At 70.5% G+C, this 26,349-nt stretch carries 24 protein-coding genes and 2 pseudogenes; 15 read left to right on the top strand and 11 right to left on the bottom strand.

The genetic code is table 11. The annotated features are described in order from the left end of the window. The first annotated feature begins 79 nt into the window (after nt 1-79). A complete protein-coding gene (locus ACIA8D_RS37885) occupies nt 80-2,779 on the top strand; it encodes a beta-N-acetylglucosaminidase domain-containing protein (RefSeq protein ID WP_399239334.1) in 2,700 nt (899 codons plus the stop codon). Nucleotides 2,780-2,859: 80 nt separating this feature from the next. On the opposite strand, the pseudogene ACIA8D_RS37880 reads toward ACIA8D_RS37885, so the two are convergent. Continuing rightward, nucleotides 2,860-3,830: pseudogene (locus tag ACIA8D_RS37880) on the bottom strand (ABC transporter substrate-binding protein). Between the two features lie 358 nt (nt 3,831-4,188). On the opposite strand from ACIA8D_RS37880, the gene ACIA8D_RS37875 reads away from it, so the two are divergent. The 10 genes from ACIA8D_RS37875 (at nt 4,189) to ACIA8D_RS37830 (ending at nt 13,379) form a co-directional block, all read left to right on the top strand. Further along, on the top strand, nt 4,189-5,058 hold the full coding sequence (locus tag ACIA8D_RS37875) for an amino acid ABC transporter permease (protein WP_399239366.1): 870 nt from the start codon (nt 4,189-4,191) through the stop codon (nt 5,056-5,058). Nucleotides 5,059-5,340: 282 nt separating this feature from the next. Beyond that, nucleotides 5,341-5,940 (top strand): winged helix-turn-helix domain-containing protein, encoded by a 600-nt coding sequence (locus tag ACIA8D_RS37870; protein WP_399239332.1) that lies wholly within the window; start codon nt 5,341-5,343, stop codon nt 5,938-5,940. 10 nt (nt 5,941-5,950) lie between these two features. Then, nucleotides 5,951-7,195, top strand: a complete 1,245-nt coding sequence (locus ACIA8D_RS37865; RefSeq protein WP_399239330.1) for an acyl-CoA dehydrogenase family protein — start codon at nt 5,951-5,953, stop codon at nt 7,193-7,195. A gap of 131 nt (nt 7,196-7,326) precedes the next feature. Beyond that, nucleotides 7,327-7,428, top strand: coding sequence for a putative leader peptide (locus tag ACIA8D_RS37860; RefSeq protein WP_399239328.1), 102 nt, complete (start codon nt 7,327-7,329; stop codon nt 7,426-7,428). Between the two features lie 71 nt (nt 7,429-7,499). Further along, a complete protein-coding gene (locus ACIA8D_RS37855) occupies nt 7,500-8,609 on the top strand; it encodes an ABC transporter substrate-binding protein (RefSeq protein ID WP_399239326.1) in 1,110 nt (369 codons plus the stop codon). Between the two features lie 65 nt (nt 8,610-8,674). After that, on the top strand, nt 8,675-9,472 hold the full coding sequence (locus ACIA8D_RS37850) for an ABC transporter ATP-binding protein (RefSeq protein WP_399239324.1): 798 nt from the start codon (nt 8,675-8,677) through the stop codon (nt 9,470-9,472). Beyond that, nucleotides 9,459-10,397 carry an ABC transporter permease gene (locus ACIA8D_RS37845; RefSeq protein ID WP_399239322.1) on the top strand — a complete coding sequence of 313 codons (939 nt, stop codon included), beginning with the start codon at nt 9,459-9,461 and terminating at the stop codon, nt 10,395-10,397. The genes ACIA8D_RS37850 and ACIA8D_RS37845 overlap by 14 nt, the downstream gene beginning before the upstream one ends. 124 nt (nt 10,398-10,521) lie before the next feature. Continuing rightward, entirely contained in the window at nt 10,522-10,776 is a 255-nt protein-coding gene (locus ACIA8D_RS37840; RefSeq protein ID WP_399239320.1) for a hypothetical protein, read from the top strand. Between the two features lie 196 nt (nt 10,777-10,972). Then, the gene (locus tag ACIA8D_RS37835) at nt 10,973-11,767 is read left to right on the top strand and encodes a PTS sugar transporter subunit IIA (RefSeq protein WP_399239318.1); all 795 of its coding nucleotides are present in this window, start codon (nt 10,973-10,975) and stop codon (nt 11,765-11,767) included. 37 nt (nt 11,768-11,804) lie between these two features. Further along, nucleotides 11,805-13,379 (top strand): PTS ascorbate transporter subunit IIC, encoded by a 1,575-nt coding sequence (locus tag ACIA8D_RS37830; protein WP_399239316.1) that lies wholly within the window; start codon nt 11,805-11,807, stop codon nt 13,377-13,379. A 128-nt stretch (nt 13,380-13,507) separates the two neighbouring features. Here the strand turns inward: ACIA8D_RS37830 and ACIA8D_RS37825 are convergent, their stop codons facing one another. From ACIA8D_RS37825 to ACIA8D_RS37810, 4 genes are all read right to left on the bottom strand, one after another. Then, the gene (locus tag ACIA8D_RS37825) at nt 13,508-14,017 is read right to left on the bottom strand and encodes a hypothetical protein (protein WP_399239314.1); all 510 of its coding nucleotides are present in this window, start codon (nt 14,015-14,017) and stop codon (nt 13,508-13,510) included. 136 nt (nt 14,018-14,153) lie between these two features. After that, on the bottom strand, nt 14,154-14,672 hold the full coding sequence (locus tag ACIA8D_RS37820; protein WP_399239312.1) for a hypothetical protein: 519 nt from the start codon (nt 14,670-14,672) through the stop codon (nt 14,154-14,156). 547 nt (nt 14,673-15,219) lie between these two features. Further along, nucleotides 15,220-16,179 (bottom strand): D-alanyl-D-alanine carboxypeptidase family protein, encoded by a 960-nt coding sequence (locus tag ACIA8D_RS37815; protein ID WP_399239310.1) that lies wholly within the window; start codon nt 16,177-16,179, stop codon nt 15,220-15,222. A 161-nt stretch (nt 16,180-16,340) separates the two neighbouring features. Further along, nucleotides 16,341-16,721, bottom strand: a complete 381-nt coding sequence (locus ACIA8D_RS37810) for a winged helix-turn-helix transcriptional regulator (protein WP_399239308.1) — start codon at nt 16,719-16,721, stop codon at nt 16,341-16,343. Nucleotides 16,722-16,806: 85 nt separating this feature from the next. On the opposite strand from ACIA8D_RS37810, the gene ACIA8D_RS37805 reads away from it, so the two are divergent. After that, on the top strand, nt 16,807-17,217 hold the full coding sequence (locus ACIA8D_RS37805; RefSeq protein ID WP_399239306.1) for a RidA family protein: 411 nt from the start codon (nt 16,807-16,809) through the stop codon (nt 17,215-17,217). A 34-nt stretch (nt 17,218-17,251) separates the two neighbouring features. On the opposite strand, the gene ACIA8D_RS37800 is transcribed toward ACIA8D_RS37805, so the two are convergent. From ACIA8D_RS37800 to ACIA8D_RS37785, 4 genes are all read right to left on the bottom strand, one after another. Further along, nucleotides 17,252-18,427 (bottom strand): hypothetical protein, encoded by a 1,176-nt coding sequence (locus ACIA8D_RS37800; RefSeq protein WP_399239304.1) that lies wholly within the window; start codon nt 18,425-18,427, stop codon nt 17,252-17,254. Between the two features lie 6 nt (nt 18,428-18,433). Further along, a complete protein-coding gene (locus ACIA8D_RS37795) occupies nt 18,434-18,982 on the bottom strand; it encodes a hypothetical protein (protein ID WP_399239303.1) in 549 nt (182 codons plus the stop codon). 85 nt (nt 18,983-19,067) lie between these two features. Next, nucleotides 19,068-21,974, bottom strand: coding sequence for a M48 family metalloprotease (locus tag ACIA8D_RS37790; RefSeq protein ID WP_399239301.1), 2,907 nt, complete (start codon nt 21,972-21,974; stop codon nt 19,068-19,070). Then, on the bottom strand, nt 21,971-22,579 hold the full coding sequence (locus ACIA8D_RS37785; protein WP_399239299.1) for a hypothetical protein: 609 nt from the start codon (nt 22,577-22,579) through the stop codon (nt 21,971-21,973). The genes ACIA8D_RS37790 and ACIA8D_RS37785 overlap by 4 nt, the downstream gene beginning before the upstream one ends. Nucleotides 22,580-22,886: 307 nt before the next feature. On the opposite strand from ACIA8D_RS37785, the gene ACIA8D_RS37780 reads away from it, so the two are divergent. Further along, complete coding sequence (locus ACIA8D_RS37780; RefSeq protein WP_399239297.1) at nt 22,887-24,905, top strand: GxGYxYP domain-containing protein; 2,019 nt, start codon at nt 22,887-22,889, stop codon at nt 24,903-24,905. Between the two features lie 60 nt (nt 24,906-24,965). Here the strand turns inward: ACIA8D_RS37780 and ACIA8D_RS37775 are convergent, their stop codons facing one another. Beyond that, a complete protein-coding gene (locus ACIA8D_RS37775) occupies nt 24,966-25,562 on the bottom strand; it encodes a gamma carbonic anhydrase family protein (RefSeq protein ID WP_399239295.1) in 597 nt (198 codons plus the stop codon). A 67-nt stretch (nt 25,563-25,629) separates the two neighbouring features. After that, nucleotides 25,630-25,698 (bottom strand): annotated as a pseudogene (locus tag ACIA8D_RS37770) (ArsR family transcriptional regulator); the annotation flags it as partial. A 197-nt stretch (nt 25,699-25,895) separates the two neighbouring features. Here ACIA8D_RS37770 and ACIA8D_RS37765 point away from each other — a divergent pair. Both ACIA8D_RS37765 and ACIA8D_RS37760 read left to right on the top strand, forming a co-directional pair. Continuing rightward, nucleotides 25,896-26,042, top strand: a complete 147-nt coding sequence (locus tag ACIA8D_RS37765; RefSeq protein ID WP_399239293.1) for an SRPBCC domain-containing protein — start codon at nt 25,896-25,898, stop codon at nt 26,040-26,042. Between the two features lie 21 nt (nt 26,043-26,063). Continuing rightward, nucleotides 26,064-26,321 carry a hypothetical protein gene (locus ACIA8D_RS37760; protein WP_399239291.1) on the top strand — a complete coding sequence of 86 codons (258 nt, stop codon included), beginning with the start codon at nt 26,064-26,066 and terminating at the stop codon, nt 26,319-26,321. Nucleotides 26,322-26,349: the final 28 nt, after the last annotated feature.

Below are 26,349 nucleotides of genomic sequence, written 5' to 3'. Positions count from 1 at the left end.
ACGCAACATTGACAGCCCATCACCGAAGTGGTCTAGTCCGCTACAGCATGTTGCATGTGCCAACCGTGGAGGTTCACTCATGTTCCGCCCGAAGCACAGATCCCGCAGGACGCCACTCGTCGCCGTCCTCGCCGTCGCGGCCCTGGCCGCCGCTCCCCTCACCTTCGGCACGGGCCCGGCCGCCGCCGGGTCCGATGAGGGAGCGCCCGCCATCACCCCGGCCCCGCACAGCGAGCGGCAGCGCTCCGACCGGGTCGTCATCACCCCCGCGGTCACCGTGGTCACCGGCGCGAAGTCCGATCCGGCCGCCGTGAAACTGACCACCGCCGTACTGAAGGCGGCCGGGGCGCGGAAGGTCACCACCGCCCCGAAGGCTCCCGCCGGCACGGGTTCGCTGGCTGTTTACGTCGGTGGCCCGTCCGAGAATCCGGCGTCGGCGGGCGCGCTCGACGCCCTGGACACCGAAGGTCCCGCCGGGCTCGCCGCCGAGGGGTACGTCCTCGCCATGGGCGGCAAGGGCGCGGGCCGCATCGTGCTGTCCGGCGCCGATGCCACCGGGACGTACTACGCGGCGCAGTCGCTGCGCCAGGTGCTGCCGCACCGCACGTCGCCCGGCGCCACCGTGCGCGGGCTGGCCGTGCGCGACTGGCCCGCGACGCCGGTGCGCGGTGTCATCGAGGGCTTCTACGGCACCCCGTGGTCGCACCAGGCGCGCCTGGACCAGCTCGACTACTACGGCGAGCACAAGATGAACATCTACGTGTACTCGCCGAAGGACGACCCGTATCTGCGCGCCAAGTGGCGCGACCCGTACCCGGTCGAACAGCTCGACCAGATAAAGGAGTTGGTGGACCGGGCGCGCGCGAACCACGTCGAGTTCACCTACGCCCTCTCCCCCGGACTGAGCGTCTGCTACAGCTCCGACGACGACCTCAAGGCGCTCACCGACAAGTTCCAGACGCTGTGGGACATCGGGGTGCGGCAGTTCGCGGTGCCGCTGGACGACATCAGCTACACCGACTGGAACTGCGACGCGGACAAGGCGAAGTGGGGCACCGGCGGCGGCGCCGCCGGACAGGCGCAGGCGTATCTGCTCAACCGGGTCAACCAGCGGTTCATCAAGACCCATGAGGGCGCCCTGCCGCTGCAGATGGTGCCGACGGAGTACTACAACACCACCTCCACGCCGTACAAGACGGCGATCTCCGGGCAGCTCGACAAGGATGTGCTCGTCGAGTGGACGGGCGAGGGTGTCGTCGCGCCGACGATGACGGTGGCTCAGGCGAAGCGGGCCAAGGCGGTCTTCGGGCACGAGATCCTGACGTGGGACAACTATCCCGTCAACGACTTCGCCACCGGTCGGCTGTTCCTCGGCCCGTTCAGCGGGCGCGAGAAGGGGCTCGCCGAGGAGCTGGCCGGGATCACCGCCAACCCGATGATCCAGCCGTACGCCTCGAAGCTCGCCCTGCACACCGTGGCCGACTACACGTGGAACGACTCGGCGTACGACGCCGACGCGTCCTACCTGGCGGCCGTCGAGGAGGCGGCGGGCGGGAAGGCCAAGGTGGCGCGGGCGCTGCGGGCGTTCACGGACCTCAACCACAGCTCGCGGATGGACTCCGTGGAGGCGCCCGAGCTGGCGAAGCTGATGCAGGGCTACTGGGACGGTTCCGTACCGGCGTCCGAACTGAAGGCCGCGTTCGCGGCGCTGCGGGACGCGCCGGCGACGATTCGCCGCCGCGTCGAGAAGGGCTTCGTCGAGGACTCCGGGCCGTGGCTGGACTCGGCGGAAGCATGGGGCAGGGCCGGGGTCGCGGCGGTGCGGATGCTCGAGGAGCAGCGCGCCGGGCACGCGGACGCGGCCTGGACGCTCCGTCAGCAGCTGCCCGGCCTGGTCGCCGAGGCGAAGTCGTTCCGGTACACCGACCTGGGCGGCAACAAGGTCCCGGTGATCGTGGGCGAGGGTGTGCTCGAACCGTTCTTCGCGAAGGTGCGGGACACCTCCAACAAGGACCTCGGCCTGCCGCCGCAGCCGACCGGCACCACCAAGTTGCCGGTCTACAACGGCAACACGGCCGACCGGATGACCGACGGCGACGACGCCACGTATTTCTGGAGCGGCCGGGCCCCGAAAACGGGCGAGGGTGTCGGTGTCGACCTGGGCGGTGAGCAGCCGCTCGGCTCGGTGACGGTGGCCATGGGGAAGTCCGGCAGCACCGAGGACTACCTGCACAAGGGTGTTCTGGAGTATTCGTCGGACGGCACGACGTGGCACGCGCTGGGCGCGGAGTTCAGCGGGAAGGCGACGTGGACGGCGGACGTGCCGAGCGGCACGAGCGCCCGGTACGTGCGCGCCCGCGCGACGGCCGACCAGACGAACTGGCTGGTCGTGCGGGAGTTCACGGTGGCCCGCACCGACCGCCCGACGGTGAGCGGCGGCCCGGCCGGGGCGGAGGGCAGCGGCCTCGCCGCGGCGGCGGACGGCGTCCCGGAGAACGCCTACCGCGCCGGCTCGGCCCCGGCCTCAGGTGACGCGCTCACGGTGACGTACCCGGCGCCGCGCGCCGTGTCCTCGGTGACGGTGCTGCGCCCGGACGACGCGACGTCCTCCAAGGCGCGAGTGCAGATGCGCGTCGACGGTACGTGGCAGGACCTCGGCGCGCTCGACGGCCCCGTCACGAGCCTGTCCGCGCCCGCCGGGACGAGCGCGGACGCGGTGCGGCTCGTGTGGGCCGACGGTTCGACGGCTCCGGTGGTGAGCGAGGTGATCACCAAGTAGCCGTGGTGTCGTGAACGGGGCGGGTGCGGGCGGCCGTGGTCGGTGTCCCGCACCCGCTCAGGTGTGTCCCAGCCCGAACGTCACGTGTGCTCGGGCGGGTTGATGCGTGATGTCTCGATCGCGGACTCGGACGTGCCCCACTTCTTGAGGATCCGCTCGTACGTCCCGTCCTTGATCAGCTCGTTGACCGCGGCCCGGAATGCCTTGGTCAGCCGGGAGCCCTTCTTGAAGGCGAAGCCGACGTCGAGCCGGTGGAACTCGCCGAGGAAGGTGGTCTGCGAGGCGTACTTGCTCGCCTAGGGCCTGTCGTTTGGATCAGGCCGTTGATGGTCGACATGATCACGTCGATGCGGCCCTGCTGGAGCGCGGTGAGGGTGGCTCCGTTGTCGGAGAAGACCTGAACGTCGTACGGCTTCTTGCCCGCCTTGGCGCAGCGCGCCTTTTCCGCGTCGAGGGTGGCCTCGAACGTGGTGCCCGCGCCGACGCCGATGTGCCGGCCGCAGAGCTGCGCAAGGTCGGTGATCTTCTTGCCGAACGAGGTGTCGCCCGTCTTGACCGCGAAGCCCTGGCCGTCGTTGATGTAGGTGACGAAGTCGATGGTCTTCAGGCGCTCGCCGGTGACACCGACGTTGCCGGTGCCGAGGTGGTACTTGCCGCTCTCCAGGGCCGGGAGGATCGTCTCGAACGAGGCGTCCTGGCGGCGCAGTTGGAGGCCGAGCACCTTGGCCGCCGCGTCGGCGAGGTCGATGTCCTGGCCCACGGGCTTCTTCCCGGTGCCGTTCGGGTAGTACGCGGCGGGCGGACCGCCGGTCGAGCTGCCGATGCGCAGCGTGCCCTTCTTGCGGACGTCGGCGGGCAGCAGCGTGGCGGCGGAGTCCACCGTACGTACGTCGGCGACAGGGTTGCCGGTCGGCGCGGCGGCCGCCCGGGCGCCCGCCCCGGCGGCGTCGTCGGTTCCACCGCCGCCCGAGCCGCAGGCGGTCAGCGCGAGGAGCGGCAGCAGGAGGAGGGCGGCGAGACGCGGTCGGGTTCTGGTCCCGGGCAGATTCACGGGTCGGGAGCCTTTCAGGTGTGCGACCGGTACGCGGCGCGCCGGAGACATGGCGAATGACGACCCGTCGGTACGGAGAGCCGCGGGTCAGGTCAGGTGTGACGACGTCGAGCATCGTGAAGTGTCACGAGAGGTCGTGAAAGGAAGGGCTCGCGGCAGCGCGCGTCAGAGCAGGACTCGGCCCGCGACGGGGTCACCGAGGGTGGGAAGGGCCGGTCACAGGGCCCGCTGCCGGATCAGGCGCAACACGCCGCGGACCACACCCGACCGAAGTCGATGTGGTCACGCGAGACCAGGCGCTGGGCAGTCATGCGGACAATTGAGCAGGACATCGGCGGTCGCGTCAAGCGGCGCCCGCATCGCGGGCGGCCTCTACTCCCCGGTGGTCCGCAACGGCGCCTTCCGGTGGGAGGTGGTGGGCCACTACTTCACCACCTCCGCCGTGCTCGACGGGCTGTTCCTGACGGTGTGGCTGACGGCCGCCGTGATGGTGCTCGGCTTCCTGCTCGGCACCGTCCTCGCGACGATGCGGATGTCCGCCAACCCGGTGCTGCGCACGCTGAGTTGGGGCTACGTGTGGATCTTCCGGTCCACGCCGCTCCTGGTGCAGCTGCTGTTCTGGTTCAACATCGGCACCCTGCACCCCACGCTCGGTCTCGGCATCCCGTTCGGCCCGGAGTTCGTCACGGTCAAGACGGTGAACCTGTTCGGCCCGACCCTCACCGCACTGATCGGCCTGACGCTGCACGAGACCGCGTACGCCGCCGAGGTGGTGCGCGGCGGCATCGTCTCCGTGGACTCCGGACAGGCCCTGGCCGCCCAGACGCTGGGGCTCAGCAGGCGCCGCACACTGCGCCGGATCGTCGTCCCGCAGGCGATGCGCTCGATCGTGCCCACCGCGGGGAACATGCTGATCGGCACCCTGAAGGGCACGAGCATCGTGAGCGTGCTCGCCGTGCACGACCTGCTGTACTCGGCGCAGCTCATCTACAACCAGACGTACCAGGTGATCCCGCTGCTCATGGTCGCGACCCTCTGGTACATCGCGGTCACCAGCATGCTCGGCGTGGGGCCGTTCTACGTCGAGCGGCACTACGCGCGGGGCGACTCGCGGACGCTGCCGCCCACGCCGCCGCAACGGCTGCGCGGCCGACTCGCCGCCGCCCGCGCCTGGTTGAGCCGGGTCACGGCGGCCGACCCACGCCCCGCGATCGGCGGCGACCGGTGAGCTGCGCCACACCTTCCCCACTTTCCCTATCGAATTACTAGGAAATCCTTGACCGGGCCCGCTCCGGCACACAGGATGGTACACATGTCCCGTACGCAGCAGCGACTCGTTCGTCGTCGGCATGTCGACTTTGGTCACGTCGTCAGCGCCGCGTGCTGTCGCGCGCAAGGCACCCGACCCACCGGCCGGACCGTGCCGCTCCGCACGCCGATTCCCAGGCCACCAGGACCGGTTCACCCACCGCACCCCTGCGGCCCGACACACCACCGAGGGACTACCGCCATGACCACGGCACCGCAGACCCGCACCACCCACGCCACCGCGCCACCCACCGACGCCCGCCACCTCAGCCTCGTCCGCGACACCCCGCGGGGCGGCGCCGGGCAGCGCGGCTCCGTACCGATGGTCGGATACCTGCTGCTCGTCCCGGAGGGCACCGACCCCACCGCGCTCTTCGCCGAGGGCGGGCCCCGGCCGGAGCTCCGCCCGGTCGACCCCGCGGCCCCGGCCACCGCCCTCCCGCCGGCCGCCGCACCACCGGCGGACGACGACGTCATCCGCATCGACCCGGTGCGGCACGTCGCAGAGCTGGAGGGCCGTGAACTCGACCTCACCTACCTGGAGTTCGCGCTCCTCGCCCATCTCGTGCAGCGCCCGCACCACGTGCTGACGCGCGAACTCCTCGTGACCGCCGTATGGGGCTACGACCACGTCGGTGACGGCCGCACGGTGGACGTCCACATCGCCCGGCTGCGGCGCAAGCTGGGCAGGGCCCACCGCCGGCGGATCGTCACCGTACGACGCGTGGGGTACAAGTACGTCCCCGAGCGGCGACCCGACCGGCAGGACAGCACCAACTCTGCCCCCTGCCACCGACCTTGAGGAGAGCGCCGTGACGGTCCCCGCCATCGCGTCGCCCCGTTCCGCCCCGTCGTCCGACGACCGGACCGGACCCGACCATCCGTACTGGCTGCGGGTGGCCCGCGAGGTGGCGGACGACCTCGCCACGGACGCGGTCGCCAGGGAGCAGGCGGGCAAGGCCCCCGTCGACGAGGTGTCACGGCTGCGCGAGGCGGGCCTGCTGACACCTCCGGCGCCGGCCGAGAGCGGCGGGAGTGGCGGGGGCGGCTGGGACTGGACCGCCGCCCTCGCCGTCGTCCGCGAGATCGCCGCTGCGGACGGCGCGATCGGCCAACTCCTGGGCAGTCACTACTTCTTGGCGGGAAGCGCCCGGTTCTTCGGCGGGCCCGCACCCGCCGCACGGATCGAGGAGCGGTCCGCGGCCGATCAGTGGTGCTGGGGCGGCGGCTTCGCCCGCCAGGAACCCACGCCGACACTGACGAGCAGCCCCGGCGGGCTGGTGCTCAACGGGCGGCAGGACTACACCACCGGGGTCCTGGCCGCCGACCGGCTCGCCGTGCGGGTCGTGCGGGCGGACACCGGCGCACCGCTGGCCGTCGCGGTGGACGCCCACCGTCCCGGCGTCGTGATCGACGCGGCGGCGGACACCTTCGGCCGTCGGCTCGCGGCCGGCGGCAGCGTGGAGTTCGACGACGTGCCGGTCGCCGCCGACGAGGTGCTCGGCCCGCTCCTCGCGGACGAGGATCTCCTGCCGCCCCGCACGGCACTGGCGTCGCCGGTCGCCCACCTCGTCTCCGTCCAGGTCCTGCTCGGCACGGCCGAGGGAACCCTCGCAGAGGCCCGCGAGTACAGCAGGACGGGCCCCACGCCCCTGCATCCGGCCTGGCCGGTCGGCAGCCCGCACGACCCGCAGGTGCTGACCACCTACGGGGAGCTCACCGTCCTCGTCCGCTCCGCGTCCGCGCTCGCCGACCAGGCACTGGGCGCCGTACAGGACGCGCTCACGCTCGGCGACGAGCTCTCCCACGACGCGTACGCGGAGGCCGCCGCGCTGGTGACCATGGCGGAGACCGCCGCTTCCAGGGCGGCGCAGGAGTCCACGGCCCGGGCCCTGGACATCGTGGGACCGCGCGCCGCGTCCGCCCGCCTCGGCTTCGACCGTTTCTGGCGCAACGCCCGCACGCACACGCTGTACGAGCCGCTCGGGCACCAACTCCGCGACATCGGCGACTACTTCCTCAATGGTGCGCAACCTCCGTTCGCCCTTCCCGCCTGAGGGTTTTCACGGTGTTCTCGAAATACGAGACATCTACGTCCATATGATGAACACCCTCTTGGGGCGAGCGTCACCTTCTGCCACGATCCCTATCTGTCAGGTAGGAAAACTGGGGAAGCCAGGGGGTGGCCATGCGCACGCTCAGTCACGCGGACCTGTCGCGCCTCCTGCTGACCTCGCGCCGTCACATCGACCTCGGCCGCACCTCCAGCGCCATCTGTCGCGCCGCCTGAGCCACCGGCCCCGGTCCCGCGGCGCCCCGAGCGCCTCCCCTGAACCACTCATTCCCCGAGAGGACACCTCCGTGTCTCCCGCACGCTCCCGCACCACCACCCTGCGCGCCCTCGCCGCCACAGCAGCCCTCCCCCTCTTGCTGACGGCGTGCGGCTACGGGTCCCAGTCGAACGACGGCGGCGACCAGGCCAAGGCCGCGTCCGGCGCCAAGAAGCTCTCGGCCGACGAGGTGAAGATCGGCTACTTCCCCAACCTGACGCACGGCACCGCGCTGGTGGGCGTCCAGCAGGGACTGCTGGAGAAGGAGCTCGGCGGCACCGAGATCAAGCCGTCGACCTTCAACGCGGGACCCTCCGAGATCGAGGCGCTCAACGCCGGGTCCATCGACATCGGCTGGATCGGCCCCTCCCCCTCCATCAACGGCTACACCAAGTCCCAGGGCACGTCCCTGCGGATCATCGGCGGTTCGGCCTCCGGCGGCGTCAAGCTGGTCGTGAACCCGAAGAAGATCAAGTCCCTGGACGACCTCAAGGGCAAGAAGATCGCCACACCCCAGTTCGGCAACACGCAGGACGTCGCGTTCCTCAACTGGATCGCGGAGAAGGGCTGGAAGGTCGACCCCCAGAGCGGCAAGGGCGACGTCTCCGTGGTCCGCACCGACAACAAGATCACGCCGGACGCCTACAAGTCCGGCTCCATCGACGGCGCCTGGGTCCCCGAGCCGACCGCGTCCAAGCTCGTCTCCGAAGGCGGCAAGGCCATCCTCGACGAGGCCAACCTGTGGCCCGACAAAAGGTTCGTGATCACGAACATGATCGTTTCGCAGAAGTTCCTCAAGGAGCACCCGGACGTCGTCGAGGCCGTGCTGCGCGGCTCGGTGAAGACCAACAAGTGGATCAACGCCAACCCGGCGAAGGCCAAGGCCTCCGCCAACGCGGCGCTCCAGAAGCTCTCGGGCAAGGCGCTGCCCGCCGATGTCATCGACCCGGCCTGGAAGTCCATCGACTTCCTCGACGACCCGCTGGCCTCGACCCTCGACAGCGAGGCGAAGCACGCGGTGAAGTCCGGACTCCTCGAAAAGCCCGACCTCAAGGGCATCTACGACCTCGCGCCGCTCAACAAGGTCCTCAAGGCGGAGGGTGAGGACGAGGTCTCCGACGCCGGCCTCGGCGCCAAGTAACGCCCCATCGGACCGGGCACGTCGAGGAATTGACGGGCCCTCAGGACCCTCAGGAGGTGACGCCCATGGCCACCACGACACCCAAGCCGGCCGAGGCCGTCGAGACGGTGACACACGCAGCGCGTATCGAGCACGTCTCGAAGTCCTTCCCCGCGCCGGGCACGCCCGGCGGACAGCAGCTTGTCCTGGACGACATCACCCTCGATGTCGCGCCGGGTGAGTTCGTCACCCTCCTGGGAGCCTCGGGCTGCGGCAAGTCCACTCTGCTCAACCTGGCGGCGGGCCTCGACCTGCCGTCCGCGGGCTCCATCGCCACGGACGGCAGGCCCGCCCTGATGTTCCAGGAGCACGCGCTGTTCCCGTGGCTGACCGCGGGCAAGAACATCGAGCTGGCGCTGAAGCTGCGCGGCGTCGCGGCGCAGGAGCGGCGCGCCGAGGCGGAGCGGCTGCTCGACCTCGTGCGGCTGACCGGTGCGCACGGCAAGCGCGTGCACGAGCTGTCCGGCGGCATGCGTCAGCGCGTGGCACTCGCCCGTGCGCTGGCGCAGGACAGCCGGCTGCTGCTGATGGACGAGCCGTTCGCCGCGCTCGACGCGATCACCCGCGACGCGCTGCACGACGAGCTGACCCGCATCTGGCAGGAGACGGGTGTGTCGGTGCTGTTCGTGACGCACAACGTGCGCGAGGCGGTGCGCCTGGCGGAGCGCGTCGTCCTGCTGTCGTCCCGCCCCGGCCGCATCGCCCGCGAGTGGACGGTCGAGCTGCCGCGGCCGCGGCGCCTGGAGGACACCGCGGTCGCCGAACTGTCCGCCGAGATCACCGAAGAACTGCGTGGGGAGATCCGCCGCCATGGCCGCCACTGACCACACCGCCACCCTCGACGCGGAGTCGACGAAGGACGGCTCCACCCCGCCCGGCGGGCCCGGGCGCCCGAGCGATCTCGCGGGCCTCGAGGCCGGGCTCGACGCACTCGACTCGGTACGGGCCGTCCGTACGCCGCTGCGCGAGACACTGCGCCGCAAGGTGCTGCCGCCGGTCACCGCGGTCGCGGTCGTGCTGATGGTCTGGCAGCTTCTCGTGTGGGCGGGGGTCGTCCCCGACTACAAGCTGCCCTCGCCCGCCGATGTGTGGGGCGAGGTGCGCACGGCCTGGCTCCAGGGCACGCTCCTCGACTCCATCTGGACGTCGGTGTCACGCGGTCTGTTCGGCTTCCTGCTGGCCCTCGCCATCGGCACACCGCTCGGCCTGCTGGTGGCTCGCGTACGGTTCGTGCGCTCGGCCATCGGCCCGATCCTGTCGGGTCTGCAGTCCCTGCCGTCGGTGGCGTGGGTGCCGCCCGCCGTGATCTGGCTGGGCCTCAACGACTCGATGATGTACGCCGTGATCCTGCTCGGCGCCGTTCCCTCCATCGCGAACGGCCTCGTCGCGGGCGTCGACCAGATCCCGCCGCTGTATCTGCGCGCCGGACGGACCTTGGGCGCGACCGGGCTGCTCGGGGCGTGGCACATCGTGATGCCGGGCGCGCTCCCGGGTTATCTCGCCGGACTGAAGCAGGGCTGGGCCTTCTCGTGGCGCTCCCTGATGGCCGCCGAGATCATCGCCTCGTCGCCCGATCTCGGCGTGGGCCTCGGCCAGTTGCTGGAGAACGGCCGCAACAACAGCAGCATGTCGCAGGTCTTCCTGGCGATCCTCCTGATCCTCGTCGTAGGCATCGCCATCGACCTGCTGATCTTCAGCCCGCTGGAGCGGCGGGTACTGCGGGGGCGGGGGCTGCTGACCTCCCGCTGACCGGGGCCTGGCAGGAGAGCGCATTGCTGCACACGGGTGTTGTGGGTCCGCCCGAGATGCGCCCCCTCCAGGGGTCTGGTGATGTCTTAAGTGATCACTTGATCCCTCTCAGAAGGAGAAGTTCATGGTGCGTCGCATCGCAGCCGCTGTCGCCGTCGCTTCGGTGGCCGGGTTCCTCGCCGCCGGCCCCGCCGTCGCCGACGTGGACGACAGCCGTCACGACAGCAGCCACGTGTACGACCACGCCGGGATCGCCGGTCAGGAGTTCGTCAATGTCGGCGGACGGGACGGTGTCACCGTCTCGGGCTCGCTCGCGGCCCACCACAACGTCGGCGCCTGGCAGCACCACCACCGGTGGATCGACTACGCCGGTCGCTGAGGTCACCCGGGGGCTCAGGCCCCGCGCGTGATGCATGACGCATGACGAAGGCGGCCCCGCTTCGGCGGGGCCGCCTCCGCGTGTGCGCCTCCACGTATGCACCTTCGCGTGTGCGCGCGGAGGAACCTCATAACGAAGGTGTGTTCACCCGGCGTGTCGGGCTGACACGGGGCCGCCGCTCGGGACCACTGCTCGTATGAGTGAACTGAGCGATCTGATTCCCGTCGAGGCCATCCGGCTCGACGTGGCCGCCCCCGACTGGCAGGCCGCCGTGCGCGCCGCCGGTGACCTGCTCGTCTCCACGGACGTCAGCACGGACACGTACACCGAGGAGATGCTCCGCAACGTCGAGGAGAACGGCCCCTACATCGTCATCGCGCCCGGCTTCGCCTTCGCGCACGCCCGGCCCTCCCCCGCCGTCCTCCGTACGGGCATGTCATGGGTCCGGCTCTCGACGCCGGTGAGCTTCGGGCACGAGACGAACGACCCGGTCCACCTCGTCGTCGCCCTCGCCGCCGAGGACGCCGGGGCACACACCCAGGCCATGGGCGCCCTCGCCCGGCTGCTCGCCGACGCGGACACCTCCGCGGCCCTCGACCGTGCGCCGACGCCGGAGGCCCTGCGGCGGATTCTCCTGGGCGACACGACTCCGGAACCGTCCGATAGGACACCCGAACAGCCCGCGTCCAAGGGCTCGGGGCACGGCATGCACAAGATCCTGACCGTGTGCGGCAACGGCGTCGGGACGAGCCTCTTCCTCAAGTCGACGCTGGACAAGGTGCTCGACCGCTGGAAGTGGGGCCGGTACATCACCACCGAGGCGACCGACACCATCTCCGCGAAGGGCAAGGCGTCCGAGGCCGTCGCCATCATGACCTCGCGGGAGATCGCGCGGACGCTGGGCGACGTGGGCGTGCCGGTGCGGGTGATCGAGGACTTCACCAGCACCAAGGAGGTCGACGCGGCGATGCGCGACCTCTACGACGTCTGATCCACCGCCCCCACCGCTCCCCTCCCCAGGAGTCCCCATGAACACCCTCGTCGACATCGCGAAATTCATCGTCAACGAGATCCTCAGCGTCCCCGCCTATCTCATCGGCATCATCACGGCCGTCGGCCTCATCGCCCTGAAGAAGTCCGCGGGCCAGGTCATCGGCGGAGCCATCAAGGCGACCCTCGGCTTCCTGCTGATCGGCGCGGGCGCGACCCTGGTCACCAACTCGCTCGCCCCGCTCGGCACCATGATCACGGGCGCCACCGGTTCACACGGTGTGATCCCCACCAACGAGGCGATCGTCGGCATCGCGCAGGCCGAGTACGGCTCGCGCGTGGCGTGGCTGATGATCCTCGGCTTCCTCGTCAGCCTGTTGCTCGCCCGCTTCACACCCCTCTCCTACGTGTTCCTGACCGGCCATCACATGCTGTTCATGGCAACGCTGTTGACGATGGTGATGGCCACCGCGGGCGTCACGTCATGGGTCGTGGTCGTCGCCGGCGCGGTGCTGCTCGGCATCATGCTCGTCGCGATGCCCGCCTTCGCGCATCCCTGGACCAAGCGCGTCACCGGCAACAACACCGTCGCCGTGGGACACTTCGGAACGGCCGGCTACATCGTCTCCGGTGCCACGGGTCAGGCCGTCGGCAAGAAGAGCCGCTCGACGGAGGAGATGAACCTGCCCGAGGGCCTGCGCTTCCTGCGCGACTCGATGGTGGCCACGGCCCTCTCCATGCTCCTCATCTACATGATCATGGCGATCGTCTTCCTCGCGAAGGTCGGGAAGACGGAGGCGTTCAAGGCGTTCGCGACGGACGGCGGCACGGCCTCCACGGGCGTCGGCAACTACCTGATGTCCTCGGTCAACCAGGGCCTCCAGTTCGGCATCGCCGTCGCCGTCATCCTCTTCGGTGTCCGTACGATCCTCGGCGAGCTGGTGCCCGCCTTCCAGGGCATCGCGCAGAAGGTCGTGCCCGGCGCCATCCCCGCCCTGGACGCCCCGATCGTCTTCCCCTACGCCCAGAACGCCGTGCTCGTCGGCTTCATCTGCTCGTTCGTCGGCGGCCTGGTCAGCCTCGGGCTGCTCGTCGGCGTCTTCAAGCCCGCGTTCGGCACAGCCCTCGTCCTGCCGGGGCTCGTCCCGCACTTCTTCACCGGTGGTGCGGCGGGTGTCTTCGGCAACGCGACGGGCGGGCGCCGCGGCGCCGCCCTCGGCTCGTTCCTCAACGGCGTAATCATCACCTTCCTGCCCGCGTTCCTGCTGGGCGTCCTCGGCTCGTTCGGCTCGGCCAACACCACGTTCGGCGACGCCGACTTCGGCTGGCTCGGCCTGATCCTCGGCAACGTCGCCAAGGCCGGTGACGTCGCGGGCGTGATCCTCATGCTCGTGGTCGGCCTGCTGATCCTGGCCGCGGCCATCACCTGGCAGAAGCGAGTGGTGGACACCGGCTGGGACCCGGGCGCCAAGCGCGCGGCCCTGCTCCCGCCGGAGGACCGCCCGGAGCAGCACGACGAGGCCGCGGGCGGCGAGACCCCGGTCTCCCGCACGTACTCCAAGATCGCGCCCCCGGCGGGCGCCCCGGTGCCGCCGCCTCCGCCGGAGGACTGAGCGGCGCTTGGAAGCCGTCGAACACTTGCGAAGTCGTGAGTCTTCGACGGCTTCCGCGAGACGGGGTGGCGGTCCGACCGCCTTGCGCACGCTCGGCTTGGCGCCGCGCCACATTCCGTGACACCGGTTCACCCGAGCGTCGCGGCGAGTTGACCGGTTTCGGCCTCGTCGGCGGACAGTTGCACGGTGCCACGATTGGAGACCTCGACCTTGTAGAACTTCTCCCTCTTAGGGACGTCGTCGATCGTGACTTCGAACGTACAAGGCGTCCCAGCGGTACCCTGTGAAGCTCCGAGAGATCCAGTGGCGATGACATCACCCCCGGCACCGTAAACGGTCACGCTCGAGCCCTCCGCGATGTCGTCGTAGCCTTCGCCACCAGCACACCCGCCCACACCGTCGCTGACAACGCTCTCTGCGTCCGAGAGTTCGAAAGTTCCAGTCATGGTGAATGTCTCCGGCTCCCCTGGCCGGTCGGCCACAATGCCGGCCCAGACCGCTCCCACCGCACCTGCCCCCAGAAACGCCCCGGCGAGACCGGCCAGCAGCAGCCGCCCCCTGGCCCTTCTGACGGGCGCCGAGGGTGGCGGCCCGTCAGGCATGGGCGGGAAAGCCGTCGGCTCCTGGTTGGTAGTCATTTCCGTCCACCTGCTCATGCACTGAGGACGCGCCCTCCGGCTGAGTTTGACTCTGGAGGGACCGTGGGGCCCATTGAGCCCCTTGCTGATGCTGCGCCACGACGAGCCTCCAGGGTCCGAAGAGCCCAGCGTTCCGTCAGAAGTTCGCGGTGCCGATGAGGTCACCGTTGGCGCTGTAGACCGAGATGAGGCCATCTTCGCCGTCTGTGTGCTTCCACGCGGCGTAGTTGTCGGCGAGCAGGGTGGCTGCCGCCATGCCGTCAGTATTTGCACTGTAGTTCGTGTGGATGCTCACCGTGGGTGCGAAGCCACCTGCGCCCTGCACACGGGTCACGTGTCCGGCGGCGGCCTGCTCCTGCGAAGTGCCGGTCGACTTCAGGTGGTCCTGGAACTTCGTGGTGGCCGATCCGGCAGCGTTGCTTCCACTGTCCTTCTTCTCGGCACTCCCGCGACCCTGGTCCTCGGTCGTGGAGACCGACTTGTTCACCTCGTTGACGGCGTTGTTCACCAGTGCGGCGCACCCCCCGATAGCACACACGCCCAGCACGGCAAGTATCAGAAAGACAGTGGTGACGGGGTGACGCTTGACAAAGCTTTGCTTCTTCTCCGGAGGCGCGGGCGGTATGCCGGGCGCGGCGGGGGTGGCATTGGACATGACAATTCCTGGAGTGTGCGAGATTGACTAACACCGTCCGACGTTTTCCCCAAGGGAGCGTTCTGGGGCGGGCCGCTCACAGAAAGGCGAGTAGACCCCAAGACGAAGCAAGGAGCCATCGCGGTGCTCTGTGAGCGCGGTTTGGCGCGCAGCCGTCGCAAGCACGGCATGGCTGCGGTTGGGCTAAGCCGCCAGAGAGGCGGACTCTCCAGCCCGGAGGACGTGTTTGAGCATTTCAGCCCGCCTTTATTGCGGCATCAGCACGGAACTGGCAACACGGCCTAAATGTCCGTTTCTGTTGGTTTCCAACATAGAGGAAGCCAAGGCGATCACCTAGCGGAACGGCCCGTAATTTTCCGATAGACGCCTGTAACCCTCTGCACTCGACGTGACCACGTCGTAGCACGCAGAGCGGAGGTTCGTCGATCCGGCCACGCCCGCAACATCCGGACGGTGCGATTCAAGTTGTCGCTTCAGAGAAGCACGACGGGACAACATGCCCTAGCCGACCGGCAGTTGCCCCCCCCCTGCCCACCAACCACGTGCGTCAGTTCGCGAAGCCCCAGTCGAGTACCTTCGTGGCATCGCCGAAGACCTCCTTGTCGGCGCCGATGATCGCGCCGACCAGGGTGCGGTTGTCGCGCTTCGCGGCGAAGACGAGGGAGTAGCCGGCCTCTTCGCCGCTGCCGGTCTTGACGCCCAGGGCCCCGTCGTAGCTGCTCAGCAGGTCGTTGGTGGTTTCCCAGGTGTAGTACCGCGTGCGGCCGTTGGCGGCCGGGGCCTCGGCCTCGTACTTCTTCTGCTTGACGACGTCGGCGAAGACCGGCTGGAGCAGGGCGCGCTGGCCGAGCCTGGCGAGGTCGCGGGCGGTGCTGCGGTTGTCTCCGTGGGAGATGCCGTCGAAGGAGTCGAAGTGGGTTCCGGTCATGCCCAGTTGGGCCGCCTCGGCGTTCATCTGGCTCACGAAGTCGGCGATCCGCGCCTCCGTGGTGGAACCGACGCCGTAGTTGTCGGCGAGGGCCATGGCGGCGTCTCCGCCGGAGGGGATCAGCATGGCGTGCAGCAGCTGGCGGGCGGTCAGCTTGTCGCCGGTCTGGAGGTCGGCGGTGCTGGCGCCGTTCTTCTGGACGTAGTCCCGGTACTCCTGCTTGACCGTGATCTGCCGGTCGAGCCACTCCGGGCGCTTGAGCACCACCACGGCGGTCATGATCTTCGTGGTGCTGGCCATCGACACACTCTCGTCGGCCTTGGCCCCGGCCCACATCTCGCGCTCCTGGCTGCCGTCGCGGGCGTCCAGGAGGTAGGCGTGCTCGGCCGCGATGCCGGGGACGTCCTGGGTCGACGCGGCCGGCGTGACCTCGCCCTGTTCGGCGGAGTGCGTGGCGGCCGGTGTGGCCGCCTGGGCGATGCCACCGGCGGTGATCGGCAGGACGGCGCCGAAGAGCGCGACCGTCGCGACTCTGGCTCCGGTCCGGTGCAGCCGGTTGGGTCGGGCATGGGACCCCATGGGACGCCCCCTCCTCCCGGCGGGTGAACGCCGGTTCGTCACGGTAAATCGGTGCATCACGAACCTACTTGCCCGACATCCCTTGACGTCAAGATCGCCATGTCATAACCGGGTAACAGCCCCCCATCTGCGTGAAGGACATGTGTGGAAGTGCCTTCACATCACTCGCCGTCGAAGGATCTGCGCGCGCGTTCGATCTCGGGCATGCGGGTCGTGGCCCAGTCCAGCAGCACGTCGATCGGCCGGCGAAGTGTCTTGCCGAGCGGTGTGATCCGGTATTCGACGGCGACCGGCCGGGAGCTGAGCAGCTCGCGCTCGACGATGCCGTTGCGCTCCAGTCGCCGGAGCGTCGCGGTGAGCGACTTCTGGGTCACCGCCGGGATGGCGCGGCGCAGTTCGTTGAACCGGCGGGGCCGTTCGCACAGTTCGTTGAGGACGCTCAGCGACCACTTGTCCAGCACCTGGTCGAGGAGTTCCCGGTGCGGGGCGGTGACGCGCAGTTCGCCGTCCGGGGCGGGGGCGGAGGTGGGGGCGGTATCCATGCCGAAACCTGGTCTCGTTGAAGTGTCCTTCGTGTACCAGGTAGCAAAGGTATACCTGCGAGTCGATCCGACATGAGGAGCCCCGATGTCCGTGCGCCGTTTCACGCCTGCCGGAATGCTGCAACCCACCCCGTACCACCACGTCGCAGTCGCCACCGGCACGCGTCATGTGTACGTGAGCGGGCAGATCGCCCGGACCCCGGAGGGTACTCAGCTCGCACCGGGCGATCTCGCGGGCCAGGTCGCCCACGCACTGCGCAACGCCGCGACGGGCCTCGCGGGAGCCGGGGCGACCTTCGACGACGTGGTACGGCTGACGTTCTACGTGGTGCGGTGGACGCCGGAGCGGATCGACGCGTTCATGGCCGGAGTCGGCCAGGTGGCCGCGGAGTTGGGCCTCGGGGATCGGCTCCCGCCGGCCTCGCTGATCGGGGTCGACCACCTCTTCGAGCCCGATGTCCTCGTCGAGGTCGAGGCGACGGCCGTGCTCGACTGAGCCGGCCGCGCCCCGGAACCCCGCGGGACCGGGCTCAGTCGACGGCCGGCAGGTCGTGCAGGTCCTCGACCTTCTCGGCGTTGTCGGCCGCGAGACGCAGCACATCCTCGTACTCGGCCTTGGTGAGCGCGAAGTCGGAGGTGTGGATCGCGCCGCTGTACTGCCCGCTGGTCTGTCCCGCGGGCACGGAGGAACCGGTGGCCGTACAGGCTAGGTCCTTCGACCGGCCCGGCTTGATCAGCAGGGTGCCCGAGCAGCCCGGGCCGACCTTCACCGTCCTTCCGTCCCGCTTCATGACCCACGCGTACCGCACCCGAACGTCCTTGGCCGCCTCGGGAGCCGCGGCGGACCCGAGGTACGTGACGGTCGTCCGGGACCGGAAGGTGCAGGCTGTCGGGGCGCACTTGCCCTTGTAGTCGCGCAGGATCTGGTTGGTCACGTCGATCTGGTCGTCGACCGCCTCGTACGTCAGGGGCAGCGTCGAGCGGAAGTCACGGGAGAACTCCCTGACGGCCTTCCGTGACATCGGCTCGATGTCGAGCACGAGCGACTTGCCGGGAAAGGTGACACGGTCGACGAACCGGGCGTCACCCTTCACCTTCTCGCCCAGACAGACCGTCATGCCGTCGGCGTGGACGGGGGTGCAGGTGTGGTCGCCCGCTTCGACGGGGTCGCCCGCGGTGATCTTCTTGTCCGGTACATCCTCGAACAGCAGGGTCTTCGCCAGCGCCGGAGGCGCCAGGACCCCGGCGAGGTCCTTGCGGAAGAACACGCCCGGCGCGACCCGGCGCGGATCCTTGGCGAGCACCTTGGACGCGGAGGCCATCCCGAGCCCCTGCCATGCCTCGGTGTCGCCCCGCAGATACGACTTGCCGTCGACACCCACGTAGTCGACCGCGGGCCCGTCCGGCTTGGCCAGGGTGCCGAGGCCGTCACCGGGGTTGTCCACGATCAGGTCGACACGGGCGTCCTCCTGGCCCTTGACCTTGATGGTGCCCGTGTAGTGGAGCGCCGGCGCGCCGCGGAGCAGTTCGGCGGAGCGGTTGAGGTCCTCGCGCAGCGGTGAGTCCGAGTCGTCCGATCCGTCGCCGGGCAGGAGGACCCACACGAGGAGTCCGGCGACGAGGAGGAGCAGGAGGAGCAGCGCGATGAGCAGGGTGCGCCGCCGGGAGTGCTTCTGCGGGACGGATCCCGCGGTGTCATCGGTCACGGTCCCTCACTTCGCCTTTCCGCCGCGCGGCGTCAGACAGGTGACGGGAATGATCGTGGGATACGTGTACGACTCCTTGGACACGACCTTGCCGTCGATGGTGATCCGGCACGTGGTGGTGCCCTTCCCTTCGATGTCGGCCTCGTCGGGGATGGCTCCGGTCTCGCACGAGTCGCCGCCGGTCGCGCGCCCGATGCAGCCGGTCCCGTTGGCCGACAGGTGCACCCACGGGTTCCGGCCCTTGACGGTGAGCTTCACCTTCCACGGCGACGCGGCCGACAGGTTCCCCTTGCCCTTCTCGCCGAAGGTGGTCAGGCCCTTCGATCCTGACGCCGTACCGAAGTAGTTGATGGCGATCGGCCTGCCGTAGTCGGAGGTGGCCTCCAGGACGACGGTGTGACGTTCGGTCGGTTTCTCGGCCTTGGCCTCGGTACTGTCGCCGCCGCACGAGGTCAGCGCGAGCATCGCGGTCAGTACGGTGACGGCGACGGGGCCGGTGGTCGCTCCGGCCCTGCGCCAACTCCCCCGAGTGGTATGCACTTTGACGTTCCCCATGCACCGACCGTAGTGGCGCCTTTACAGTCTTGTCATGAACCTGCTGTTTCGCTGGCCGGTTGAGCGCAGTATGTTCACGGGGCCTTCACGAGGGCCGCTGCCGGATCGCGCCCGTCTCGGCGAGCCAGTAGAGCATCGCGTCCGTCGAGTCGACGGCGGACTGCCGGGCGGTCGTGGCGATCTCGGCCGTCCCGGCCCCGGGCCGCGCCGTCAGGTCGCGGCAGGCGGTCGCCAACTGCCGGTGGCGGGTGAGCACCGACGTCCACATCTGCTGCCCCGTCGGCTCGGGCACGCGGAAGTACGCGGCGGCCCGGGCAGCCGTCCGGGCCAGCGCGGTGCACCGCGGCCCCAACTCACGGATGGCCGCGCGAAATTCGGTGTCGGACGCGGACTCGCCCGCCACCCGCACAGCGGCGGTGTAGTCGCGCTCGGCCGCCATGAACGCGTTGAGATGGTCCAGGCCGCCGACCGCCGCCCAGGCCTTGCCCTCCAGGCGGGTCAACTCCGCGGACGGGGTCGCCACCGACTGGTCCAGCATCGCCTCCGACGGCCGGGCGGAGCGAGTGGCCGGGCCGGCCGCCTGGGTGGCGAGGAGCGCCGCGCCGACACTCGCGGCCACGACCGCGACGGCCGCCACCGGGACAACTCGCCGACGACTCTGGTGAGTTCGTTGGTTCAAGGCGGTGGGCGTTCTCGTCCGCCGGGTCGCTCGGGCCAGCAGCCCGGCGCCGCGTCCCACGAAAGCGGCCAGGCCCGCCAGCAGTGTGCCCAGGCACAGCACGTAGGCCAACTCCGTACGCACCAGCGGCCCCGCCGCCCCCGGCAGCCAACCGCACGTACTGGTCATGGTGTCGAGCGGGCCGAGGCAGCCGTCCGCCGCCATCAGGAGGAAGGTGGCACCCGCGCCCAGCAGGCCGGTGACACCGGCCGCGACGAGTCCGGCGGGCAGCCACACGGTGCGTGTCACCGCGGCGACGACAGCGGCCGTCAGGGCCATCGCGCCGCAGATCACCAGGACCGGCCACATCAGGTGCTCGAGCTGGAACGGGCCCGTCATGCGCACGGCCGCCGGATCCGGTGTGTGCAGATGGGACAGGGCGAGGGCGAGACCGGCCCAGCACACCACGGCTCCGGCCAGACCAGCGGCGAGGAGCCGCCCCGGCCGGGCACGGTTCGGGGCGAGCGGCTCGGCCCTCCCGGGCAGCGCCCGAGCGAGCCACTTCGGTGCCCGCGAGGGCGGCCGGGCCACCGAAGCGAGCAGCGGAACCGTCCACAGCAGCACTCCCGCCCACCAGAAGCTGTCCACGGACGCGTCGGTGCCGGGCAGCACACCCACCACCGCGACGACGTCCAGCAGCGGGCCGATGTCCGGGGGCGGCAGCCCCGGCAGACCGTACGAGCCCAGCAGCCCGGCCGTCGTGTACGGCCAGCCGTCGGTGAGGGCCCGGCCCTCGGCGTACCACCAGTAAAGGACGGAGGCGAGGACGAGGGCGGGCGCCGCGAGGCCCACCAGTACGGCCGGGGCCGGGGAGCGCCCACGCCAGGTCCCGAGCCACCACTCGGCGTTGTGCGCGGTCCACGTCATCACCAGGACCAGCGCCGCCACCAGGATCAACAGCGCCTCGGGGTGCGCGGGCAGCCAGTGGTTGTACGCCGATCCGGGACCGACGAGCTCGCCCACCACGAGGCCGAGGCCGAGCCACAGGCCGACGGGCGCCCCGGACGGGGGCCGCCGCCCGGCGAGGAGCGCGTACAGCACCGCGCGCCACAGTGCGACGCCCGCGATGCCCACGGCGAGCCCCGCGACGAGAACCGCCTTCACGGGAAGCGCGGAGTTCGACACGCTCCCCAGGTGCCAGACGAGGACGTCGGCGGCGAGCCCGGTCAGGAACAGGGGCAGGCGCTCCAGCACGAACAGCGCCTTCGGGTCGGTCAGCGACGCCCGGCGCAGCGCCCAGGACGGGTGGGTGCGCCAGAGTTCGAGGAATCCGCCGAGCAGCCGCGACCAGGCGCCGGACGGCTCCCGGGAGGGCACCTCCCACGGCTCCGCGCTCGCGCCCCAGCGCGCCGCCATGAGGTCGGCGTAGATCTCCCGGTTGCGCAGGATTCCGGCGCGGGCGAGGTGGATCGCGAGCACGAGCAGAGCGGCGAGGGCCAGGTCGTGCGCGTTGAACGGCGCGAACTGCCCTCGGACCTCGGGGGTTCCGGCGATGAAGAGGATGTCCACGCTCACCGCCGCCCACGGGAGCAGGACGAGCGCGAGGAACACCCGCCACAGGGCGACGGTCGCGTACGTGACCGTGGTGTCTCCGTTGCGCAGATGCGCGAGTTCGTGGAGCACCACGGCACGGAACCGGTCGCGCTGCGTGTCGCACAGCGCGACCAGGCCGCCGTCGAGCCGGACCGTGGGAGCGCGCAGTCGGCCGAACGCGACGGCGCCGGCCGTCGACACCGCCGCCGGGTCGACGACGAACCGGGGCGGGCGGGTGAGCCCCGCGACGGCCACCAGTTCGTCGAGCAGGGGCCGCAGACCGCCGTGCACGTCCATCACGTCCACAGCGGCGACCTTGGAGCTTCGCGTCCGCCAGACCGGCAGCAGCCAGTACACGGCGAAGGCCACGGCGAGAGCCGCCGCGCCCACGGCGAGCGACACCCCGTCGAAGTCCTGCTCGTACTGTGCCGTGCACGCCTCCAACGGCGCGACGTTGTGGGCGTATTCGACGTAGCCCGCGTTCAGGGAGCCGGTGGCGTCGATGCCCGCGGCCATCCAGCACGCCCACGCCTTGTCGGCGAGTTCCGGCGAGGCGAGGAGGTGCCGGACGACCCGAGGGACCATGTTGGCGCCCGCTGCCGTCAACAGCAGCAGAAGCAGAGCGAAACGCAGGGTGGTGCCGGCCGCGAGGACCCGCTCGTCGAGCCGGGAGGGGGCCAGGGGTCGCGCCGCACCTGACGCGGCGTCGGCGTGGGCGTCGGCGGGCATGCCGACCGTCACACGGCACCACCGGGCGGGTCGGTGGGCCCGGACGGACCTGCGGGCCCTGCCGGGCCGGGGTCAACGGGGCCGCCGCGATCGGCGGGACCCGCCGGGCCGGGGCCGGCAGGACCACCCGGGTCAGCGGGGCCGGCCGGGCCTGGATCCGCTGGACCGCCGCCCTCCGGCCCGGCCAGTACCAGCCTGGCCACCACCGCGTCGGCGACCCCCTCCGCCCGCTCCGCCGCCAGGCCGCGCTCCGCGGCCACCTCAAGAACCAACTCCCTTACCATCAGCAGCTGTTCGCGACTGAGCGGCGGCACCGTGACGACCTCGGGCGGCCTGCGGGACAGCCTGCGCAGCGCGGCCCTCGCTCGCCCTGCGGCACCGTCCAGCGCGGCGCCCACGACCCGCTGCGCCGTCTGGTTCACCGCGAGCCACACCACGGGGGTCACCAGCGCGACGACCTCGCCGAGCCCGAAGCCCAGCGGTTCACGCCTGCCGCGACGGTCGCCGAGCCGCCGCACGACCGTGGCGTCGTCGAATCGGGCGAGCCCGGCCACCAACGGCTGCTCCTCCGGGGCCACTTCGGCGACGACGTCGCGCACCACGTCGCGTACGCGCATACCTCCCGCACCCGAAGCCGAACCGCCCGGCGAAGCCGTTCCGGAACCCATGCCACCCCCGTGATCAGGTCCGGTGCGCGAGGTCGCGCTTTCGCACCCTGCCGCACCACCCCTCACCCTGACCGAACCCGCCCCACTGGGCAAGACCGCCCGGACAACGGGCACTTCACTCAAAGGTCCGTGCGCACCCCATGGACAACGGCCCCCCGCCTGGTTACGTTCACCGACGGTCGACAACGATGTCAGAGTGACCCGTCTCAGAGTGGACCGATCTCATGGTGGCCCGATCGAGGAGCAGTGAACGTCGATGGTGACACGAAGAACCGTCCTGCGGACCGGCGGAGCGGCCCTGGCCGCCGGGGCCTTCGGAATCTCGCTGCCAGGCTCCGCCGCGGCGGCAGCGTCCACCGAACGCGCCGCACCCGACCGCCTGTTGCCCTCCTTCGGGCGGCCGACCCGGCTCGACGTCGCCCACGTCGGCGACCTGAACGGCTACGACCAGCTGCTGTTGACGACCCTTCAGGGGACGGTGAACCGCAGCGGGCCCCGTCTCTACTTCACCTTCGACGACGGCGCGGCCGACCTGCGGTGGCTGTCGAGCACCGGCGCGTCCGTCACGCAGCACGACAACGCCCTTGACCTGGTGGGCCGTTACCGCGACCGAGTGCGCGGCGCAGTCCTGGTCGACCCCGACGTGCCGGACTCCGTGAACGTCGCCACCACACTCGCGGGACTCAAGCGCGGCGTCGCCGCGACCGCCGACCAGGCGCGCGAGCACGGGCTGAAGACGCTGGTGGACCTGCGGGGCCGCTTCGACGCGGACGACGTCCTCGCCACCTACCGGTGGCAGCTCGACAAGCTCTTCCCGCACTGCGACCACGCTCTGCTGTCCGGCCTGCCGCCGACCCGGACGGTGAGTGTGAGCGGCGTCAGGTGGCGGGAGGTGGCACGGGAGAGCGAGCGGATCCGGGACACCTCCAACCGGAAGGTGCGCACGCTCGACCTCAGCCCCGAACTGGGCGGCGACAACTATGTCTACCTCCGCTTCCAGGACTCCTTCGGCGACGACGGCTGGGGCGCCTCGGTCGGCTCCGTCAAGGTCACGGCGGACGGCAAGGAACTCGCGTCCTTCACACCGGGCACGGACGGCGAGAAGCCGTATCTGTTCGACGGCCTGAACTCCTCGCTCGGCGACAAGGCGAACCGCTTCGCCGACGGCGGCGGCTACTTCGTCTACCACTTCAAGGCTCCTTCCGGGACAGCGCAGTTGACCGTCGAGGCGGACCTGTGGAACCAGTTCCTGGTGACCGCGACCGCCACCGCGCCGACCCGCGTCGAGCCCTTCCCGTACTTCCGGGACTACGTGGTGGCGAGCCGGGCGATGGTGCTGTGGCTGCCGCCGTCCGGCGACACCGGCAAGCTGCTCGACGAGGTGCTCGCCAAGGCGCCACCGACGACCCCGTACGCCGGGTGGTTCCCCAACGACGTGGCCGGCGAGTGGGGCGGCGTGGACCGGGCCTCGCAGCACGGTGTGCCGGTCGTCGCCGCCGACTTCTACATGAACGGCACCGTGCACGCCGGCGTCCCTGCGAAGATCTCCGGCCGGGTGCCCACGCGCCCCAAGGCCGAGCTGCGCAACCGCGTGTACGTCACCTTCACCGTCGGCGAGGGCGACAACGTCCAGTACTGCCAGCGCCGTATGCGTGACATCTGGGACGACCCCAAGCGCGGCGACGTACCCGTCAACTGGACCGTCAGCCCGCTGCTCGCCGACATCGGGCCCGCTCAACTCGCGTACTACCAAAGGACCGCCACCGACAACGACCTGCTCGTCTGCGGTCCTTCCGGCGCCGGTTACACCTATCCGGGCTCGTGGCCGAAGGCGGCGCTCGACGCGTACACCGAGCTCACCGGGCGCTATCTGCGGCGCACCGGCATGGATCTCGTCTACGCGTACAACCCGCGCAACGCGGACAACGACGGCTGGGTGCCGTTCGACGAGCGGGTCATGGCATCGTTCCGGAAGAACACGCCGCTGCGGGGCGTCGTCCAGTCCTGGGAGACCGGGGACCTCCAGTCCCGGCCGGCCGGGATCCCGGTGATCGGCAACTTCTATCCGCAGGGCAAGGGCGCCGACTTCCGGGACGCGCTGCTGAGCCACGTCAAGGGCCGCGACCCAGACGAGCCGATGTTCGTCGCCGCGGCCATCAACGCGTGGAGCTGGACACCGAGCGACATCGCGGAACTGGCGAAGCTGCTGGACGAGCCGTTCGAGATCGTGCGCGGCGACGTGTTCTTCGAACTGCTCGACCGGACCTACGAGTAGCCCCGGCGTTGAGCCGCTGACATCGGCCGGACGTGCCGGGCGGGCCCCCTGTCCGGCACGTCAGTCGGGCAGGGGTCGGTCCTCCCGGTGCGCTCCGTAGAAGTCGACCTGGCGCTCCATGATCTCCCGCATCGAGGTGCCGCGCCGGACGCCGTAGACGGTGCCCGGGAAGTCGAGCCCCTCCTGCTCCTCCCACAACTCGTCGTGCCGGTCCGGGGAGAACAGCCGGGCCGGATCACCGGCCGCGATCCAGCCGATGGGCACCACACTGTCCGGTGCCAGCCGGGAGTTGACGTGGAGCACGCTGTTGATCCGCAGCTCCGAGCGGGTCCCCGCCACCGACCCGGGGAACATCGACACCCCGGTCGCCACGAAGACCTCGTCCTCGACGCGTGCCCCGTTGATGTGCGCGTGCGGCCCGATCAACACGGAGTCGCCCAGCACGGCGGGGGTCTTCGCCCGGCCCCGGACCAGGGCGTTCTCCATGACCACGACGTCGCGGCCGGTACGTACCGCGCCGTCCTCGGCGGTGAGCACGGCGCCGTGCAGGACGCGGGCGCGCTCTCCCAGGACGACCGCGCCGCACAGCACGGCCGAGGGGGCGACGTAGGCGGACTCGGGGACCACGGGCCGTTTTCCACGGTGCTCGATCAGCATGCCCATGGAGCGTAGAGCAGGCAGGGGCGTCCGGCACACCGCTGCGGACGGTGCCGAAGCCGGCCTCCCTGCGGACCTTCAGCTGCTTGGACACCGTGGGCTGGCTGACGTCGAGCGCCTCCACCAGCTCGGTCACGCTGCTCTCGGCCCGCAGCCACGCGGGCGCAGCGGCGGATCTACCGCATCCACGCGGGTCCCTTCCAGGCGCTCGACGACTGGCTCCAGCCCTGTCGCGCCCTGTGGGGCCGGCACCTCGACGCCCTTGAGCGCACCTCGACAACCAGGAGGAGTCATGCCCCCGACGACACCTACCGCCCGAGCCCGCTCGCCCAGGTGGACCGCGCGCAGGAGGAGGACCGCTGGACGCTGGTCTTCACCCGCGATCTGCGCCACCCGCCCGAGAAGGTGTGGGCCGCGCTGACCGAGCCCGGGCAGCTCGCCGCATGGGCGCCCTACACCGCCGACCGCGACCTCTCCTAGGCCGGCGGCGCCACCATCACGATGATCGACGACGAGAAGCCCCAGGACATGGCGGCCGAGGTGGTGCGCGCCGAGCCGCCGACGCTCCTCGAGAACACCCTCGGCACGGACCTGCTGCGCTGGGAGTTGGCGCCGACCGCCACCGGCACCCGGTTGACGCTCCGGCACACCGTGCGGGACCGGGACTGGATCCCGAAGGTGGCGGCGGGCTGGCGCCTAGGTCGTGTCCGCAAAGTGGTTGGCGCGTTGGTGTTTTCGTGGTGCGTCGTCATGAGCTGACTGATCAGGCCTGGGTGGTCGTTGAGCC

It is taken from the genome of Streptomyces sp. NPDC051684 (genome assembly GCF_044453445.1).
In the GTDB taxonomy this organism is placed as follows: Bacteria; Actinomycetota; Actinomycetes; order Streptomycetales; family Streptomycetaceae; genus Streptomyces.
Note: the sequence above shows the minus strand (reverse complement) of the source record. Positions and strands in the feature narration are given on the sequence as shown.